Here is a 16,667-nt window from a genome sequence, read left to right on the forward strand (position 1 = left end):
CAGGAGCGGCCGGGGGTCACGCGACCGTGAGGCAGGTCAGCGGTGTGCCGGCCAGTCTATCCCGGCCCCCGAGGCCGGGGACCTCGAGGACGACGGACAGGCCGGCGACGACTGCGCCGCAGTCCTCCAGCAGGCCGACCGCCGCGGTGAGGGTGCCACCGGTGGCGAGGACGTCGTCGACGACGAGGACCCGCTTACCGCGCAGGTCGAGCCCGTCGGCGGGCAGTTCGAGCGTGGCGGCGCCGTACTCGAGCTCGTAGGAGCGCGAGTGCACGGGCGGCGGGAGCTTGCCCGCTTTCCGGACGGCCAGGACGCCGGTGTGGAGGCGCACGGCGACGGCTCCGGCGAGCAGGAAGCCGCGCGCGTCGAGGCCGGCGACGTAGTCGACGGTGCCGATCTCGTGACCGGCGATGAGCCCGCGGACGACGGCGTCGAAGCCGTCGGGGTCGGCGAGCACGGGCGTGAGGTCGCAGAACTGGACGCCCGCGGACGGGAAGTCCTCGACGCGGCGCATCAGACGCTCGACGGAGGAGCTGATGGTCGGTGAGACGTGGGTGACGGATGAGTCGGTCATGCGATGGCCTCGGCCTTCTCGCGTCGGGCCAGGACCTTGGCGGTCTGGCGTCGGATGTCGGGGTCACGGTTCTTCAACGACACCAGCAGTGGCGTCGCGAGGAACACGGAGGAGAAGGTGCCGGTGACGATGCCGACCATCTGGACCAGGGCGAGATCCAGCAGCGTACCCACGCCGAGGATCCACACGGCGATCACGACCAGCGCCAGCAGCGGCAGGACACCGATGATGGTGGTGTGGATGGACCGCATGAGCGTCTGGTTGACGCCGAGGTTGGCCTCCTCGGCGTAGGTCCGTGTGGCGGTGTGTCTGATGCCCCGCGTGTTCTCCTCGACCTTGTCGAACACGATCACCGTGTCGTACAGAGAGAAACCGAGGATCGTCAGCAGGCCGATGACCGTGGCGGGAGTGACCTCGAAGCCGATGATCGAGTAGACCCCGGCGGTGGTCACCACGTCGAACAGCAGCGCGACGATCGCCGCCGTGGCCATCTGCCATTCGAAGCGGAAGGCGATGTACCCGAACACGATGACGAGGAACACGCCGAGGGCGATCAGCGCGTTCTGCGTGACCTGCCCGCCCCAGCTCTCGCTGCGGGCGGAGTCGCCGATCGCCTCGACGGAGGCGACCCCGTCGGCCGTGACGGGCTGGAACTCCTCGAACATCGCGTTCTTGGCGGCGCGGATCTCGTCACTGGTGAGGAACCGGGTCTCCACCTCGACGATCCGCGCGTCACCGGCGCCGACGACCTGGACCGTCTGAGGCTCCTCGCCGATGGACTCCTCGACGACCGCGGCCACGCGGTCCTGGTCATGATTGCCCGCGGGCATCGAGAGCTTGGTACCGCCGGTGAAGTCGATGCCGAAGCTGAAGCCGCGGAAGATGATGCTGGCGAGGCAGATGGCGACGATGACCACGGTCAGCACGTAGAACTTGCGTCGGTTCGCGACGATGCCGAACGCGCCGGTACCGGTGTAGAGCCGGGTGAACAGACTGCCGGTCGGCGCGTCGGCCGGGGCGCCGCTCTCGGTCGCGGTGCTGGTGGGAGTGCTCATCGGCCCTCCTCCTCGTCGGTGGCGGATCGGTCGATCCGGGGTTCGGTGAGCGTGTCGCCGCCCGGGCCACGGATGGTCGCCGTGACCCCGCGATCCGCGGTCTCCTCGGTCTCCTTCTCCGCCCGGCGGTCGAGCCGGCGCTGCTCGGCGGCGGCCGCCTGGAGGTTCTCCATCCGGCCCATCCCGTTGGCCGACGGCTTGGCGAACAGGGGCCGGGTCGAGGCCAGGTAGACGAGCGGCCAGGTCACCGTGAAGGCCACGAACACGTCCATGACGGTCGTGAGGCCGAGAGTGAAGGCGAAGCCGCGTACCTCTCCGCTGGCGAGCAGGTAGAGCACGACGGCACCGATGAGGCTGACCAAGTTGCCGGTGACGATGGTGCGGCCGGCGCTCTTCCAGGCCCGGGGCACGGCGGATCTGAACCGGTGCCCGTCGCGCAACTCGTCCTTGATCCGCTCGAAGAACACGACGTAGGAGTCGGCCGTCATACCGATGCCGATCACCAGGCCGGCGATCCCGGCCAGGTCGAGGCTGTAGTCGACCGTGTAGCCGAGGAAGACCAGGACGACATAGGTGAGCAGGAAGGACAGCAGCAGCGAGACGAACGCGAGGACGCCGAGCAGGCGGTAGAAGAACGCGGAGTAGGCCAGTACCAGCAGGAAGCCGATCGCGCCGGCGAGTAGTCCCGCCTCGAGGGAGGCGAGCCCGAGGGAGGCCGGGACGTTGTCGACGTTGGGGTCCTCGAAGGAGATGGGCAGCGCGCCGTAGCGCAGATTCGCCGAGAGTGCGGCCGCCTCCTCGATCGTGAAGTCACCGGTGATGGAGGTCGCGGACCCGACCGGCGTGACGCCCTGCACGACGGGGGCGCTGATCACCTCGCCGTCGAGGAGGATCGCGATCTGACGCTGGAGGTTCTCCTGCGTCAGGCGCGACCAGGTGGCGCTGCCCTGTTCGCCGGGACCGGCGTTGAACCGGAACGAGACCTCGTTCTTGCCGGCCTGCTGGTTGAAGCCGTGGCTCACGGAGTCCTTGACGATCTGCTGACCGTCGAGTCGCTGCCCGTCCTCGGGCTCGCCGACGAGCAGCGGCACCGGACCGAGGACGTACTTGGCTCCCTCCCCGCACGCGATGAGAGCCTGCGCCGGGTCGTCGAAGCCCGCGAGCACGTCCCGCTCGGGGCACCGGAAGGTGGGCAGCTTCTCGATGAGCCCGGCGGGCTCGCCCTGACGTTCCGCGCGCGCCTCCTCGACGGCGGCGGCCACGGCGTCGCGGTCGCCCTTGTCGGCGGGGACCGGTTCACGGTCACCCTCGGCGACGGGCTGCACCTCGAGTACCGGCCTGATGGTCAGCTGGGAGGTCGTGCCGAGGTCGCGTGCCTGGCTGGAGTCCTCGCCGGGCACGGTGAGGACGATGTTGCTGCCCTCGATGACGACGGTGGTCCCGGCGACGCCGAGACCGTCGACGCGGTCGCGGATGATGTCCTGCGCGAGCCGCAGGTCGGCCTCGTCGGGATCGCCCTTGGGGATCAGCGTGACACGGGTGCCGCCCTGGAGGTCGATCCCCAGCTTCGGGGTCAGGCCCCTGTCCGCCACGGCGAACGCGGCGAGGAAGAGGATGAACAGCACCAGGAAGAAGCTGGACAGCAGCGCCCAGGGTCTGGGGCGGGCGTCGGCGCCTCGAGAACGTACTGGCGACACAGGTGATCTCTCTCGGTCTTCGTCTGAGGCCTCCGGCTGGTCGGCCCCACTACACTACTCGCCGGTAGTCGACTACCGGGAACCCGAGGCGTCGGTCCCCGGTCCGGTTTCCGGCGCGGCGGAGCTGTCGAACTTCTCGCGGATGACGCGCCGGTCCCAGCGGGTTCGGATCCCGGGCGCGATCTCCAGCTCGAGGGTGTCCGCCTCCACGGCGACGATCGTGGCGTGCAGGCCGGAAGTGGTGAGCACGTGGTCCCCCACGGTGAGGGACTCCTGCATCTCCCGCAGTTCCTTCATCGCCCTGCGCTGCTTCGAACTCTGCATGAACATCAGCACGAGCAGCACGATGATCATCAACGGCAGCAGCAGTTCCAGTCCCATGGGGTCCTCCTGGTGTGGACCCGCGGGTTCCGGGTCCGGTGGGTCGGGTCCGGGCTACGGACGGTCCCGTCCGAGGATGCCAGCCCGGGGCTCAGCCGCGCGCGCCGGGGCCCCGGTCGACCTCGACCGGCAGCATCGGCTCGGAGGGCGTCTTGTCGGGGCGGGTGAGCCCGAGGTGGTCCCACGCCGCGGCGGTCGCGATGCGTCCCCGGGGGGTCCGGGCGAGCAGGCCCGCGCGGACGAGGAAGGGCTCGCAGACCTCCTCCAGGGTGGTCGACTCCTCCCCCACCGCCACGGCCAGCGTGCTCAGGCCCACCGGTCCGCCCTCGTGCTGGACGAGCAGCGCGCGTAGCACGGCGCGATCCAGGCGATCGAGTCCCAGCTCGTCGACCTCGTACACCTCGAGGGCCGCGCGCGCGACGGGCACGGTGATGCGGCCGTCCGCCCGTACCTCGGCGAAGTCGCGGACGCGCCGCAGCAGGCGGTTGGCGATCCGGGGCGTGCCGCGTGAACGACCGGCGATCTCCAGGGCGGCGTCGGGGTCGACGGGGATGGCGAGGATCTCGGCCGCGCGGGTGACGATCCGGGCCAGGTCGGCGTCGGTGTAGAAGTCCATGTGCGCGGTGAACCCGAAGCGGTCACGCAGCGGACCGGTGAGCGCGCCGGAGCGCGTAGTGGCACCGACCAGGGTGAACGGGGCGATCTCCAGTGGGATCGACGTGGCCCCGGGCCCCTTGCCCACCATGATGTCGATGCGGAAGTCCTCCATGGCGAGGTACAGCATCTCCTCGGCCGGCCGGGCGATGCGGTGGATCTCGTCGATGAACAGCACGTCGCCCTCGATGAGGTTGGAGAGCATCGCGGCGAGATCCCCGGGGCGCTCGAGGGCCGGGCCGGACGTGATGCGCAGCGAACCGCCGAGCTCGGCGGCCACGATCATGGCCAGACTCGTCTTGCCCAGCCCCGGCGGTCCGGAGAAGAGCAGGTGATCGGGTACGACTCCGCGGCGGGTGGCGGCGGTGAGGACCAGATCGAGTTGCTCGCGGACGGTCTCCTGCCCGATGAACTCCCCGAGGCTGCGTGGCCGCAACGCGCCCTCGACGTCGGTGTCGAACGGGGTGAGCGAGGCCGAGAGCTCCGCCTCGTGCCCGTCCCCGGCGTCAGCGCCGCCACCCGCGGTGTCGAACTGTCCCGTCATCAGCGCTTACCGAGAGACTTGAGGGCCAGGCGCAGAGCCTGCGCGGGATCGAGGTCGGGCTGTGAGTCCAGTACGGCGGTGGCGGTCTTCTCGGCCTCCGCGGCGGAGAAGCCCAGTCCCTCCAGGGCGTCGGCCACCTCGGTGGCGGCCGGCACGCGCCCGTTCCCGACCACGGAGGACGCGGCGTCACCGTCCGGCACCGGGCCGACCTTGTCCTTGAGCTCGAGGACCATCCGCTCGGCAGTGCGCTTGCCGACGCCCGGTACCAGGGTCAGCGCCTTGACGTCTCCGGTCCCGAGTGCGCGGATGAGGGCCTCGGGTTCGAGTGTGGCCACGATCGCCAGCGCGAGCCGAGGTCCGACGCCGGAGACGGTCTGCACGGTGAGGAACAGCTGCCGCGCGTCGACGGAGTCGAAACCGTAGAGGGTGAGCGAGTCCTCGCGGACCACGAGTTCGGTGTGGAGCATGCCCTCCGCGCCGCGCCGCAGTCCCGCGAGCGCGGCCGGGGTCGCGTGTACGAGGACACCGACGCCTCCGGTCTCCACGACGCAGCGGTCCAGACCGATCTCGGCCACCGTCCCCCGGATCGAGGCGATCACCAGCGCACTCCTTTCGTCCGCGCCATGCCCCGGGCGGCCGCCCGGGCGCGTTCCTGGTCGGCGGCCGGGTCGCGCCGCCCGGTCCCGTCCGATGCCGCCGCTTCCCTGACGGCCGCGACCTTCGCCTCGAAGCCGGCCCGCGAGCGGGCGACGTGGGCATCGAGCGAGGCGACCCGACCCTGCATGGGCGCGCGCCAACTGTGACACACGGCAAGGGCGAGCGCGTCCGCGGCGTCGGCCGGGCTCGGCGGCTTCTGCAGACCCAGGATGCGGGTGATCATGAGGGTCATCTGCTTCTTGTCCGCGCGCCCGCTACCGGTGATCGCCGCCTTGACCTCCGACGGGGTGTGGAACGCCACGGGGATCTCCCGGTAGGCCGCCGCCAGCGCGACGACACCTGCCGCCTGAGCGGTACCCATGGCGGTCGAGACCTGGTTCTGCGCGAACACGCGCTCGATGGCCACCACGTCCGGGCGGTGGATCTCCATCCACTCGTCGGCCACGGAGTGCACGGCCCGCAGGCGCCGCTCGAGCGGCTCGTCGGAGGTCGTGCGCACCACGTCCACGTCGAGCGCCGTGACCGCGCGACCCGGGGCGGTCTCGATGAGGGCGAGCCCGCACCGGGTCAGCCCCGGGTCCACACCCATGACGCGCATCTGCGACCTCTCCTCGACCGGTGGTAGAACCTACGTTCGAGACCCTACCAGTGGGGTCGGCCGTCAGACGTCGAGGCTCGCCAGCACGTCCGCGGGGACGTCCATGTTCGAGTAGACGTTCTGCACGTCGTCGGAGTCCTCGAGCGCGTCGATCAGCTTGAAGACCTTGGCGGCACCGTCGGCGTCGACCGTGACCTCTACGGACGCCCGGAAGCCCGACTCGGCCGATTCGTAGTCGATCCCGGCCTCCTGCAGGGCGGTGCGCACCGCGACCAGGTCGGTGGGCTCGCAGACCACCTCGAACTGCTCGCCGAGGTCGTTGACCTCCTCTGCGCCGGCGTCGAGCACGGCCATGAGGACGTCGTCCTCGGTCAGATCGCCCTTGTCCAGGACGATCTCGCCCTTGCGGGCGAACAGGTACGCCACGGAGCCGGGGTCGGCGAGGTTGCCGCCGTTGCGGGTCATCGCCGTACGCACCTCGCCGGCGGCGCGGTTGCGGTTGTCGGTCAGACACTCGATGAGCATGGCCACGCCATTCGGGCCGTAGCCCTCGTACATGATGGTCTCCCACTCGGCACCGCCCGCCTCCTCGCCGGCGCCGCGCTTGCGGGCGCGCTCGACGTTGTCGGCCGGGACGGAGTTCTTCTTGGCCTTCTGGATGGCGTCGTAGAGAGTGGGGTTTCCGGCGGGGTCACCGCCGCCCGTGCGGGCGGCCACCTCGATGTTCTTGACGAGCTTGGCGAAGAGCTTGCCGCGCTTGGCGTCGATCGCCGCCTTCTTGTGCTTGGTGGTGGCCCACTTGGAATGGCCTGCCATTGATGTTCCGCCCTCCGGGGGTCTGGGGACCGGGTCCCGCCGTCCGGCGGCCCGGCGCGGGGCCTCGTAGAGGTCCGCTGACCGCCCAGTCTACGAGGTGGCCTGCCGCACCATGTCGAGGAAGTACCCGTGGACGCGCACGTCGTCGGTGATCTCGGGGTGGAACGAGGTGGCCAGGGCGTTGCCCTGCCGCACCGCGACCACGTGGTCCCGGCCGTCGGAGGCGCGGACGTCGGCGAGGACCTCGACGTCGGGCCCGACCGATTCGACCCAGGGCGCGCGGATGAACACCGTGCGTACCGGGTCACCGCCGAGGGCGTCGACGACGAGGTCGGCCTCGAACGAGTCGACCTGCCGTCCGAAGGCGTTCCGGCGGACCGTCATGTCGATCGCGGAGAACCAGGTCGCGTCGGCCCGGGTGTCCAGGACGTCCGAGGCGAGCAGGATCATGCCGGCGCACGACCCGTAGACGGGCATGCCGCCGGAGATCCGCTCGGCCACGGGCTCGTGCAGCTCGTACACGTCCAGCAGTCGACTCATCGTGGTGGACTCGCCTCCCGGCAGGACCAAGCCGTCCACCGCGTCCAGCTCGGACCGTCGGCGCACCGGGACGGCCCGGGCGCCGACTGTCTCGAGGTGACGGATGTGCTCGGCCACGTCGCCCTGGAGGGCGAGGACACCGATCGCCGGTGCGGGTCCGGTCACGACACGGACGTGGAGCCGGAGGTGTCCACGGGGAACGACTGCGCCCCGGGATTGAGTCGTCGGGACAGTCCCTCCTGGGTCACGGCGGCCACGAGTCGGCCCGATCGGTCGAAGATCCGCCCCTGGGTCAGGGCACGCCCCCCGGAGGCGGACGGGGACGTCTGGTCGTAGAGCAGCCAGTCGTCGGCCCGGAACGGACGCATGAACCACATGGCGTGGTCGAGCGAGGCGTCCTGGGTCGGCTCGTCCGGGTGCGGGATCTTGGCCGATCCCAAAAGGGTCATGTCGGACATGTACGCCAGCGTGCACACGTGGAAGTTCGCGTCGTCCGGGAGGGTGTCGACGCACCGGAACCACACCCGCTGCTGCGCGGCCAGCGCGGAACTGGTCGGCATCCCGTCACGCGGGACGAACCGGATGTCCCACTGGGCCCACTCGTCGACGAATACGCGGTGGACCTCATCCAGGTCGTCGACGGAGGGCACGGGGATCTCCTCGGGGTCGACGACGCGGGGCATCCGGTCCTGGTGCTCGATCCCGTCCTGGTCGCGCAGGTGGAACGAGGCCGACATCGTGAAGATCGGCTCGCCCTCCTGGATGGCGGTGACCCGTCTGGTGGCGAAGCTCCGCCCGTCCCGCAGTCGGTCGATCTGATAGACGGTGGGCACGTCCGGGATCCCCGGGCGGATGAAGTACCCGTGCAGGGAGTGGACGTGCTTGTCGGAGTCCACGGTCCGGACGGCGGCGGTCAGGGTCTGACCGGCCACCTGTCCGCCGAAGGTGCGCTGGAGATGGGTGCGGATCGCGGGGCCCCGGTAGAGGTCGCGGTCGATCCGCTCGAGGTCGAGGATGTCCTCGATCTTCGCCACCGGCGGGTCACCAGCCCCGCTCGGCGAGCCGGTGGGGCTCCGGGATGTCGTCGACGTTGATGCCGACCATGGCCTCGCCGAGGCCGCGGGAGATGTTCGCGAGCATCTCCGGGTCGTCGTGGAAGGTGGTGGCCTTGACGATCGCCTTGGCCCGCTCGGACGGGTTGCCGGACTTGAAGATGCCGGAACCGACGAAGACGCCCTCGGCGCCGAGCTGCATCATCATCGCGGCGTCGGCGGGGGTGGCGATGCCGCCGGCGGTGAACAGCACCACGGGGAGCTTGCCCTTCTCCGCGACCTCCTTGACGAGCTCGTACGGGGCCTGCAGCTCCTTGGCCGCCACGTACAGCTCGTCCTCCGGCAGGCTCTGGAGCTTGCGGATCTGCTGGCGGATCGACCGCATGTGGGTGGTGGCGTTGGAGACGTCGCCGGTGCCGGCCTCACCCTTGGAGCGGATCATGGCCGCGCCCTCGGTGATGCGGCGCAGCGCCTCGCCGAGGTTGGTCGCGCCACAGACGAACGGCACGGTGAAGGCGAACTTGTCGATGTGGTTGGTGTAGTCGGCCGGGGTGAGGACCTCGGACTCGTCGACGTAGTCCACGCCGAGTGCCTGCAGGATCTGGGCCTCGACGAAGTGGCCGATGCGGGCCTTGGCCATCACCGGGATCGAGACGGCCTCGATGATGCCGTCGATCAGGTCGGGGTCGCTCATGCGGGCGACGCCGCCCTGGGCGCGGATGTCGGCGGGAACACGCTCGAGAGCCATGACGGCCACGGCACCGGCGTCCTCGGCGATCTTCGCCTGCTCGGCGGTGACGACGTCCATGATGACGCCGCCCTTGAGCATCTCGGCCATGCCCCGCTTGACGCGGGCTGTTCCGGTGGTGTTCTCGCTCGACTGCGGCTCGCTCACGAAATTGGCCTTTCCTGGCTCAGACGACGTGTTCAGGCCTACCAGTGTAGGTCGCCCTCACCTCGCCGCCCCAACCGCGTTCCCCCCGCGGTCCGCGGCCACGCCGTCAGGCGTCCCGTCCCGGCGGGGGGTCGACGAGTTCGACGTAATCGGGCATGGGTGCGCGGCCCCCCAGGCGCAGGACGCGCACGGCGGTCTGGTCGCGCAGGGCGCGGGTGTCCCGCACGGCGTCGTTGTAGAAGCGGCGGGCCATGGAGACGCGGTCGGTGGCGTCCTCGAGTTCGTCGGCGAGGTCGACGGGCAGTGCCCCCACGTCGAGGGCGGCCAGCATCATGCCGAGGGTGTTCTCGGCCAGTTCGGCGTGCTCACCGGCCTCGTCGTCGTCGGTCCGGTCGGTCCTCCGGCGCGGCGGGGGCTGGGGAGCCGGGTCGGGCCCGGCGACGGCGTCCGGAGGGTGGGCGCGGGCGCGGGCGAGCGCGTGGGACAGGCGGTCGGCCCCGGGTGGATCGCGCGGGGCGAGGTCGCGCACGACCGCGGCGGTGACCGCGTGGCGCCGCTCCAGGGCGCCGGCCAGGGCGGCGCGGGCGAGGTCGGTGCGGATGTGCAGCCGGTCCAGCCGGTGGGCGGTGAGGTAGGCGCCGAGCAGGGCGGCGGTGAGGGCCGCGACGAGGACGACGACGACGAGGACGATCAGCTCAACGGACACGGAGCGTCTCCCCCGGTCCGCGGATCGTCTCGTACACGCGGATCACCCGGTCGGCGACGACGGGCCAGTCGTACTCCCGGACAGCCTCGCTGCCGCGGGTGCACAGCTCGGACCGGCGGGCGGGGGCGGTGAGGACCGCCGTGAGGGCGCCGGCGAGGGCGTCGGCGTCCCCGACCGCCGCGAGTTCTCCGCACTCCCCGTCGCGCAGGACCCGGCGGAACGCGTCGAGGTCCGAGGCGACGACCGCGGTGCCGGCGGCCATGGCCTCCACGAGGACGATGCCGAAGCTCTCGCCGCCGGTGTTGGGGGCGCAGTAGACGTCGGCGGCGGCGAGGACGGCGGCCTTGCGGGCGTCGTCGACGCGGCCGAGGAACTCCACGTCGAGACCGGCGGGCAGCCGGGCGCGCAGGGCCTGCTCGTCGCCGTCGCCCATGATCCGCAGGCGCAGGCCCGGGACCTCGCGCAGGACGGCCGGCAGCGCGGCGGCGAGGACCCCCATCCCCTTCCGGGGCTCGTCGTAACGGCCGAGGAACGTCACCGTCGGGGCGTCGGTCGGCTCCCCTGAGGTGTCGACGTCGCTGAAGGCGCCCACGTCGACACCGTTGGGGATCTCCACGGCGTCGGAGCCCAGGGCCTCCATCTGCCAGCGGCGGGCCAGGCTCGACACGGCGATGCGGCCACGGATCTTCTCGAGCAGCGGCGCCAGGACGCCGTCCGCGGCGTCGAGGATCATCGACCCGGTGGTGGAGGTGTGGAAGGTCGCCGTGATGGGGCCCGAACACATCGCGAGAGCGAACATGCCGACCCCGGGGGCGTTGGGTTCGTGGATGTGCAGCACGTCGAGGGGCTGTTCGCGGAGCCAGTGCCGGGTCGCTCGCCAGGTCGCGGGTCCGAAGCTGAGCCGGGCGACGGACCCGTTGTACGGGATCGGGACGCCCGGCCCGGTCAGCGTCATACCGGAGACCGGAGCACTGCCGGGGCTGCCCGGCGCGAGGACGCGGACGGTGTGCCCGCGACGGCGGAGCTCCTCCGTGAGGTCCACGACGTGGGCCTGTACTCCGCCGGGGGCGTCGAAGGAGTAGGGGCAGATCATGCCGATACGCACGGCCGGATCAGCCCTCGATCCGCTCTCGCCGCTCGGCCGACAGGTCGTCGAGCCACAGGGGCTGCAGCATGTGCCAGTCCGCGGGGTGGCGGGCGATGCCCTCGGCGAACAGATCGGCCATCGCCTGGACGGCGGGCTCGACTCCCCCGGAGACGTCTATCGGCGGGGTGACCCGCACGCGCATCGTGTCGGGGCCGTCGTACCAGAACTGGGCCACGAGGAACGGTGCGCCGGTCTCCACCGCGAGCCTGGCGGCCCCGGCGGGCATGCGGGTGGTCTCGCCGAAGAACGTCACGGGCACACCGGTCCGGCGCAGGTCCCGCTCCCCCGGCAGAGCGACGATGCCGCCTCCGGCGAGGTAGTCCCGCAGCGCGTCGAGCGGTGGGGTGGGTCCGCCCGTATGTGGGTAGATGGTGAACCCCAGACTCTCGCGATAATCCAGGAAGCGCTGGTAGAGCGACTCCGGCTTGAGGCGCTCCGCGACCGTCGCGAACCCGCCGTACCGCCGCGCGAGCCAGGTGCCACCGAGGTCCCAGTTGGCCGAGTGCGGCAGGGCGACCACGACGCCACGCCCCTGCGCGAGAGCCGCGTCCAGGTGCTCGATCCCGTCGATGGTGCGGTCCATCTCGCGGGCGACGGCCTCGCGGTCCATGGACGGCAGGCGGAACGCCTCCCGCCAGTACCGGGCGTAGGACCGGAAGGAGTCGCGGATGAGCTCGTCGGGGACCTCCGCCGGGGCGACGCCGAGGACCCGGGCGAGATTCCTGCGCAGCTGGGAATCGGGGCCCTGCCGACGGGCGGCGATGTCGGCGCCCGTGCGGAAGAGCGCCCGCGCCAGGCCTTCGGGGAGGGCCCGGACCACGGCCCATCCGGCCGCGTAGCCCAGGTCGGACAGGCGCTCGGGCACGTCGCTCATCGGTCTCCCGGCCCCGTGGCCGGTGCGGTGGCGACGTCCTCGTGGGCCACGCGCCGGAGGTAGTCGGTGCGCCCGCCCCACACCCGCTGGACGACCGTGACGAGGCTGCCCACCGCGACGGCGGTGAGCCCGACCTCGAGGGCCCACGGGACACCCAGTCCCTCTAGCCCGGCGCCGAGCAGGATGAGCACCAGCCGGTCCGCGCGCTCCATGAGCCCGCCGGGGGTACGCAGGCCGCCGGCGTCCGCGCGGGCCTTGGAGTAAGACACCACCTGTGACAGCACCAGGCAGGCCAGGAGCATGACGAGGGCGTAGCGGTTGTCGGGCTCGGCGTGGACGAGCCACCACAGCAGGGAGGACAGGATCACGCCGTCCGCGACCCGGTCGGACACCGCGTCGACCAGGGCGCCGTACGGCGATCCGCCGCCGCCGGCGCGCGCGACGGCGCCGTCGACCAGGTCGAGCAGGGTGCACAACGCGATGACGATCGCGCCCGCGACGAGCAGTCCGTTGCCGAACAGGGCGACGGCCGCGGCGCTGGTCAGCACGAGCCCCGTCAGGGTGATGCCGTTGGCCGTGACGCCCGCCCGGACGAGGAGCGTCGCGAACGGGTGCGTCACCCGGGTGACCCCAGACCTTCCGTACTCGCTGAGCATTCGTCCCCCCCGCTTACCTAGAAGGTGTGGTCGACCCGGGCACGGTAGCCGGGGACCCCGTGGTGGACCACGCCTCGGCGAGCAGCTGCCGTGTCTGACGGAGGAGCTGCGGCAGTACCTTGGTGCCGCTGGTCACCGTAATGAAGTTGGCGTCCCCGATCCAGCGTGGGACGACGTGTTGGTGCAGATGGTCGGACAGCGACCCGCCGGCCGCGCCGCCGAGGTTGAGCCCGACGTTGAACGAATCGGGTGCCGAGACCGCCTTGACGACCCGGATCAGGTGCTGCGTATAGGACATCAGCTCACGGGACTCGTCGTCGTCCAGGTCTTCCAGGTTCGCCACCTTGCGGTACGGCACCACCATGGCGTGACCCGGGTTGTACGGGAAGAGGTTGAGTACGACGTAGACATGGTCGCCCCGGGCGACCACCAGCCCGTCCTCGTCGCTCATCCGGGGGATGTCGAGGAACGGCTCCCCCGTCATCCCCTCGGCGGGTTCCGGGCGGGTCTCCGCGATGTAGGACATCCGGTAGGGTGCCCACAGCAGCTGGAGACGGTCCTCGCCCACGCCGAACTGGCGGTACTCCTCGGTCGGCACCGAGTCCCCGGACGTCACACGCGCTCCGCGGTGGGCACGTCGTTACGGCGCGAGTTGATCCAGTAGGCGATCTTGTCCATGGCGGCGTTGCGCGAGACACCGTTGAGCTGGGTGCCGTCGGGGAACCGGAAGCTCACGGCGCCGGCCTCCACGTCGCGGTCGCCGGCCAACAGCATGAACGGGACCTTGCCGGTGGTGTGGTTGCGGATCTTCTTCTGCATCCGCTCGTCGGACGTGTCGAGCTCGGCTCGGATACCCCTGCCCCTCAGTTCGTCGATGACGTCCTCGAGGTGCTTCTCGTGCGCCTCCGCGACGGGGATGCCCACCACCTGCACGGGCGCGAGCCACGCGGGGAACAGGCCCGCGTAGTGCTCGAGGAGCACGGCGAAGAACCGCTCGATCGAGCCGAAGAGCGCGCGGTGGATCATGACGGGGCGCTTCTTGGTCCCGTCGGCGGCGTTGTAGGTCAGATCGAACAGCTCGGGCAGGTTGAAGTCGAGCTGCACGGTCGACATCTGCCAGGTGCGGCCGATCGCGTCACGTGCCTGCACGGAGATCTTGGGACCGTAGAAGGCCGCCCCGCCCGGGTCCGGCACGAGTTCGAGCCCGGAATTCGTCGCCACGCGGCGCAGGGTCTCGGTGGCCCGCTCCCACAGTTCGTCGCCGCCGACGTACTTCTCCGGGTCCTTGGTGGACAGTTCCAGATAGAAGTCGTCGAGACCGTAGTCACGCAGGAGGGAGATGATGAACGAGAGCACGGAGGCGATCTCGCCCTCCATCTGCTCCTCGGTGCAGTAGATGTGGGCGTCGTCCTGGGTGAAGCCGCGGGCGCGGGTGAGCCCGTGGATCACGCCCGACTTCTCGTACCGGTAGACGGTGCCGAACTCGAACATCCGCAGTGGCAGCTCACGGTACGAGCGACCGCGGGAGTCGAAGACGAGGTTGTGCATCGGGCAGTTCATGGGCTTGACGTAGTAGTCCTGCCCCGGCTTGGTCTCGTTGCCGTCCGCGTCGTGTTCGGCGTCGAGCACCATCGGGGGGAACATACCCTCCGAGTACCAGCTCAGGTGCTGCGACTTGCGGAACAGATCCCCCTTGGTCACGTGTGGGGTGTTGACCAGCGAATAGCCGGCGGCCAGGTGGCGCCTGAGGGAGTGCTGCTCCATCTCATTGCGGATGATTCCGCCGCGCGGGTGGAACACCGGGAAACCGGAACCGATCTCGTCGGGGAAGCTGAACAGGTCGAGCTCGGTGCCGAGCCGCCGGTGGTCGCGCTTCTCCGCCTCGGCCAGTCGGTCGAGGTAGGCGTCCATGGCCTCGGTGCTCTCCCACGCGGTGCCGTAGATGCGCTGGAGGCCGGCGTTGCTCTGGTCGCCCCGCCAGTAGGCGGCCGATGAGCGGGTGAGCGTGAACGCGGGGATGAACTTGGTGGTCGGGGTGTGGGGCCCGCGGCACAGGTCGGACCAGATGACCTCACCGGTCCGGGGGTTGAGGTTGTCGTACGCGGTGAGTGCGCCCGCGCCCACCTCCATGATCTCGGAGTCCTCGAGCGCCTCGGCGCCGCTCTCGTCGCCGGCGTCCGCTCGACCCTTGTCCTCGATGAGCTCGAGCTTGTACGGCTCGCCGGCCAGCTCGGCCCGGGCCTCGTCGAGCGAGGCGTACTCGCGGCGCGAGAAGCGCTGACCGGCCTTGATGATCTTCTTCATCCGCTTCTCGAGGTCCTTGAGGTCCTCGGGGGTGAAGGGCTCGGCGACGTCGAAGTCGTAGTAGAAGCCGTTCTCGATCGGCGGCCCGATGCCGAGCTTGGCCTCGGGGAACTTGTCCTGCACGGCCTGGGCGAGCACGTGCGCACACGAGTGTCGGATCACCGACCGGCCGTCCTCGGTGTCGGCGCGGACGAGCTCGACCTCGGTGTCCGCCTCCGGCGCCCACGACAGATCCCGAAGGGTGCCCTCCGGGTCGCGCACCACGACGATGGTCTCCGGCCCGCTGCGCGACTGGAGCTCGCGCTCGGCGAGGATCTTGCCCGCCGGCTCACCGGCCGGGATGACGGTGGTCACGGTGGCCGCACCCGTCGCGTCGACATCGGCTTGAGGCATGCGGTTCTCGGACACGGGGGACGATCTCCTCGGCAGTGGACGTCGGGCGGCGACGGGCCGCCCGGGCTGACACCGCGGTCCGAACGTGGGACCGGGCCGGTCCATGCTACCCGGGCCTCCTCGGAATCCCGGACCTCGCCGGGGCGTTGCACCCGGGTATGCGCATCGACATCTGGTCCGACGTCATCTGTCCGTTCTGCTGGATCGGCAAACGGCACCTGGAGGCGGCGTTGGAGTCCTTCCGGGTCGAGCATCCCGACACCGAGGTGGAGGTCGCGTGGCGCGCCTACGAACTGGATCCGTCGGCACCCCGCGTCACGGGCGACGAGCCGGGCGAGACCAGCGTCGAGATGCTAGCCCGCAGATACGAGATGTCCCGCGCCGAGGCGGAGGCTGGCCAGGAACAGATGGCCGCCCGGTTCCGCGAGTTAGGCCTGGAGTTCGACTGGCGGTCGGCGCGGGTCTGCTCGACGTTCGACGCGCACCGGCTCGCCGCTCTGGCGGCCGAGCACGGGCGCGCCGACGAGGTGGACGAGGGACTGCGCCGCGCCCACTTCTCCGAGGGGCAGGTGATCTCGGACCCCGCTGTGCTGCGGCGGATCGGTGTCGACGCCGGCCTGCCCTCCGACGCGGTCGACCGGACGCTTGCCGGTGACGATTTCTCCGACGAGGTGCGGCGCGACGTGGAGACCGCCCGCGGCCTCGGGGTCCGAGGGGTGCCGTTCTTCGTGTTCGACGGTCGGCTCGCGGTGAGCGGCGCGCAGCCTGTGGAGGTGTTCGTGCAGGCATTGGAGCAGGCATCGGAGGCCAGCGCGGAGCCCACAACCGACGCCGGCTGACACGTCGCCGCCGGGCAGCCCTGCGCTCCGGCTGCTCCCGCGCCCCGATCGACCCCTGCGACGACAGAAGCCCTCCCGATGTCCGGGAGGGCTTCTGCTGTGATTGTGGTCCTAACTGGGTTCGAACCAGTGACCTCTCCGGTGTGAACGGAGCGCTCTTCCGCTGAGCTATAGGACCGCATGTCGCCGGGCTCTCTCGCTCGGCACCGGAACACTGTAGCAAGCCCCGGCCCGCCGCCCAATTCGGGGTACGCATCCTCGCAACCGCCCAGCTCGGGCCCACCA

General features: G+C 70.8%; 18 protein-coding genes and 1 tRNA gene. 1 reads left to right on the forward strand and 18 read right to left on the reverse strand.

Annotated features, from left to right (window positions below; all coding sequences use genetic code 11):
- Positions 1–16: 16 nt before the first annotated feature.
- The 17 genes from KHA85_RS00675 to thrS form a co-directional block, all read right to left on the reverse strand.
- On the reverse strand, positions 17–574 hold the full coding sequence (locus tag KHA85_RS00675; RefSeq protein ID WP_109148680.1) for an adenine phosphoribosyltransferase: 558 nt from the start codon (positions 572–574) through the stop codon (positions 17–19).
- Positions 571–1,629, reverse strand: a complete 1,059-nt coding sequence (gene secF, locus KHA85_RS00680; RefSeq protein ID WP_109148679.1) for a protein translocase subunit SecF — start codon at positions 1,627–1,629, stop codon at positions 571–573. Before secF ends, KHA85_RS00675 begins: the two co-directional genes overlap by 4 nt.
- Positions 1,626–3,254, reverse strand: a complete 1,629-nt coding sequence (gene secD, locus KHA85_RS00685; RefSeq protein ID WP_213184453.1) for a protein translocase subunit SecD — start codon at positions 3,252–3,254, stop codon at positions 1,626–1,628. The genes secF and secD overlap by 4 nt, the downstream gene beginning before the upstream one ends.
- Before the next feature lie 144 nt (positions 3,255–3,398).
- Positions 3,399–3,707, reverse strand: coding sequence for a preprotein translocase subunit YajC (gene yajC, locus KHA85_RS00690; protein ID WP_007626292.1), 309 nt, complete (start codon positions 3,705–3,707; stop codon positions 3,399–3,401).
- Positions 3,708–3,798: 91 nt separating this feature from the next.
- On the reverse strand, positions 3,799–4,905 hold the full coding sequence (gene ruvB, locus KHA85_RS00695; protein ID WP_007626290.1) for a Holliday junction branch migration DNA helicase RuvB: 1,107 nt from the start codon (positions 4,903–4,905) through the stop codon (positions 3,799–3,801).
- A complete protein-coding gene (gene ruvA, locus KHA85_RS00700; RefSeq protein WP_213184439.1) occupies positions 4,905–5,504 on the reverse strand; it encodes a Holliday junction branch migration protein RuvA in 600 nt (199 codons plus the stop codon). Before ruvA ends, ruvB begins: the two co-directional genes overlap by 1 nt.
- Positions 5,501–6,160 (reverse strand): crossover junction endodeoxyribonuclease RuvC, encoded by a 660-nt coding sequence (locus KHA85_RS00705; protein ID WP_213184440.1) that lies wholly within the window; start codon positions 6,158–6,160, stop codon positions 5,501–5,503. The genes ruvA and KHA85_RS00705 overlap by 4 nt, the downstream gene beginning before the upstream one ends.
- 63 nt (positions 6,161–6,223) lie before the next feature.
- Positions 6,224–6,976, reverse strand: coding sequence for a YebC/PmpR family DNA-binding transcriptional regulator (locus tag KHA85_RS00710; RefSeq protein WP_213184441.1), 753 nt, complete (start codon positions 6,974–6,976; stop codon positions 6,224–6,226).
- A 90-nt stretch (positions 6,977–7,066) separates the two neighbouring features.
- A complete protein-coding gene (pdxT, locus tag KHA85_RS00715) occupies positions 7,067–7,681 on the reverse strand; it encodes a pyridoxal 5'-phosphate synthase glutaminase subunit PdxT (protein WP_213184442.1) in 615 nt (204 codons plus the stop codon).
- A complete protein-coding gene (locus tag KHA85_RS00720) occupies positions 7,678–8,550 on the reverse strand; it encodes an acyl-CoA thioesterase (protein WP_213184443.1) in 873 nt (290 codons plus the stop codon). Before KHA85_RS00720 ends, pdxT begins: the two co-directional genes overlap by 4 nt.
- Before the next feature lie 7 nt (positions 8,551–8,557).
- Positions 8,558–9,463 carry a pyridoxal 5'-phosphate synthase lyase subunit PdxS gene (gene pdxS / locus KHA85_RS00725; protein ID WP_007626279.1) on the reverse strand — a complete coding sequence of 302 codons (906 nt, stop codon included), beginning with the start codon at positions 9,461–9,463 and terminating at the stop codon, positions 8,558–8,560.
- 106 nt (positions 9,464–9,569) lie between these two features.
- Positions 9,570–10,169, reverse strand: coding sequence for an NUDIX hydrolase (locus KHA85_RS00730; RefSeq protein WP_213184444.1), 600 nt, complete (start codon positions 10,167–10,169; stop codon positions 9,570–9,572).
- Positions 10,159–11,274 carry a glycosyltransferase family 4 protein gene (locus KHA85_RS00735; RefSeq protein WP_213184445.1) on the reverse strand — a complete coding sequence of 372 codons (1,116 nt, stop codon included), beginning with the start codon at positions 11,272–11,274 and terminating at the stop codon, positions 10,159–10,161. Before KHA85_RS00735 ends, KHA85_RS00730 begins: the two co-directional genes overlap by 11 nt.
- 7 nt (positions 11,275–11,281) lie before the next feature.
- Positions 11,282–12,190 carry a phosphatidylinositol mannoside acyltransferase gene (locus KHA85_RS00740; RefSeq protein WP_007627698.1) on the reverse strand — a complete coding sequence of 303 codons (909 nt, stop codon included), beginning with the start codon at positions 12,188–12,190 and terminating at the stop codon, positions 11,282–11,284.
- Positions 12,187–12,846 carry a phosphatidylinositol phosphate synthase gene (pgsA, locus tag KHA85_RS00745; RefSeq protein WP_050797115.1) on the reverse strand — a complete coding sequence of 220 codons (660 nt, stop codon included), beginning with the start codon at positions 12,844–12,846 and terminating at the stop codon, positions 12,187–12,189. The genes KHA85_RS00740 and pgsA overlap by 4 nt, the downstream gene beginning before the upstream one ends.
- 13 nt (positions 12,847–12,859) lie before the next feature.
- A complete protein-coding gene (locus KHA85_RS00750) occupies positions 12,860–13,462 on the reverse strand; it encodes an ATP adenylyltransferase (protein WP_007627695.1) in 603 nt (200 codons plus the stop codon).
- The gene (thrS, locus tag KHA85_RS00755) at positions 13,459–15,543 is read right to left on the reverse strand and encodes a threonine--tRNA ligase (protein ID WP_043566477.1); all 2,085 of its coding nucleotides are present in this window, start codon (positions 15,541–15,543) and stop codon (positions 13,459–13,461) included. Before thrS ends, KHA85_RS00750 begins: the two co-directional genes overlap by 4 nt.
- A 158-nt stretch (positions 15,544–15,701) precedes the next feature.
- Between thrS and KHA85_RS00760 the strand changes: the two genes are divergently transcribed.
- Positions 15,702–16,382, forward strand: coding sequence for a DsbA family oxidoreductase (locus KHA85_RS00760; RefSeq protein WP_236884925.1), 681 nt, complete (start codon positions 15,702–15,704; stop codon positions 16,380–16,382).
- Between the two features lie 106 nt (positions 16,383–16,488).
- On the opposite strand, the gene KHA85_RS00765 is transcribed toward KHA85_RS00760, so the two are convergent.
- Positions 16,489–16,560, reverse strand: a tRNA-Val gene (locus KHA85_RS00765).
- Positions 16,561–16,667: the final 107 nt, after the last annotated feature.

This window comes from Dietzia massiliensis (assembly GCF_018390595.1).
In the GTDB taxonomy this organism is placed as follows: Bacteria; Actinomycetota; Actinomycetes; order Mycobacteriales; family Mycobacteriaceae; genus Dietzia; species Dietzia massiliensis.

Bases quoted from the DNA above. Each gene is read 5' to 3' on its own strand.
- KHA85_RS00675 (WP_109148680.1), bottom strand. From the start codon at position 574: ATGACCGACTCATCCGTCACCCACGTCTCACCGACCATCAGCTCCTCC.
- secF (WP_109148679.1), bottom strand. From the start codon at position 1,629: ATGAGCACTCCCACCAGCACCGCGACCGAGAGCGGCGCCCCGGCCGAC.
- yajC (WP_007626292.1), bottom strand. From the start codon at position 3,707: ATGGGACTGGAACTGCTGCTGCCGTTGATGATCATCGTGCTGCTCGTG.
- ruvB (WP_007626290.1), bottom strand. From the start codon at position 4,905: ATGACGGGACAGTTCGACACCGCGGGTGGCGGCGCTGACGCCGGGGAC.
- KHA85_RS00705 (WP_213184440.1), bottom strand. From the start codon at position 6,160: ATGCGCGTCATGGGTGTGGACCCGGGGCTGACCCGGTGCGGGCTCGCC.
- KHA85_RS00710 (WP_213184441.1), bottom strand. From the start codon at position 6,976: ATGGCAGGCCATTCCAAGTGGGCCACCACCAAGCACAAGAAGGCGGCG.
- KHA85_RS00740 (WP_007627698.1), bottom strand. From the start codon at position 12,190: ATGAGCGACGTGCCCGAGCGCCTGTCCGACCTGGGCTACGCGGCCGGA.
- pgsA (WP_050797115.1), bottom strand. From the start codon at position 12,846: ATGCTCAGCGAGTACGGAAGGTCTGGGGTCACCCGGGTGACGCACCCG.
- thrS (WP_043566477.1), bottom strand. From the start codon at position 15,543: ATGCCTCAAGCCGATGTCGACGCGACGGGTGCGGCCACCGTGACCACC.
- KHA85_RS00760 (WP_236884925.1), top strand. From the start codon at position 15,702: ATGCGCATCGACATCTGGTCCGACGTCATCTGTCCGTTCTGCTGGATC.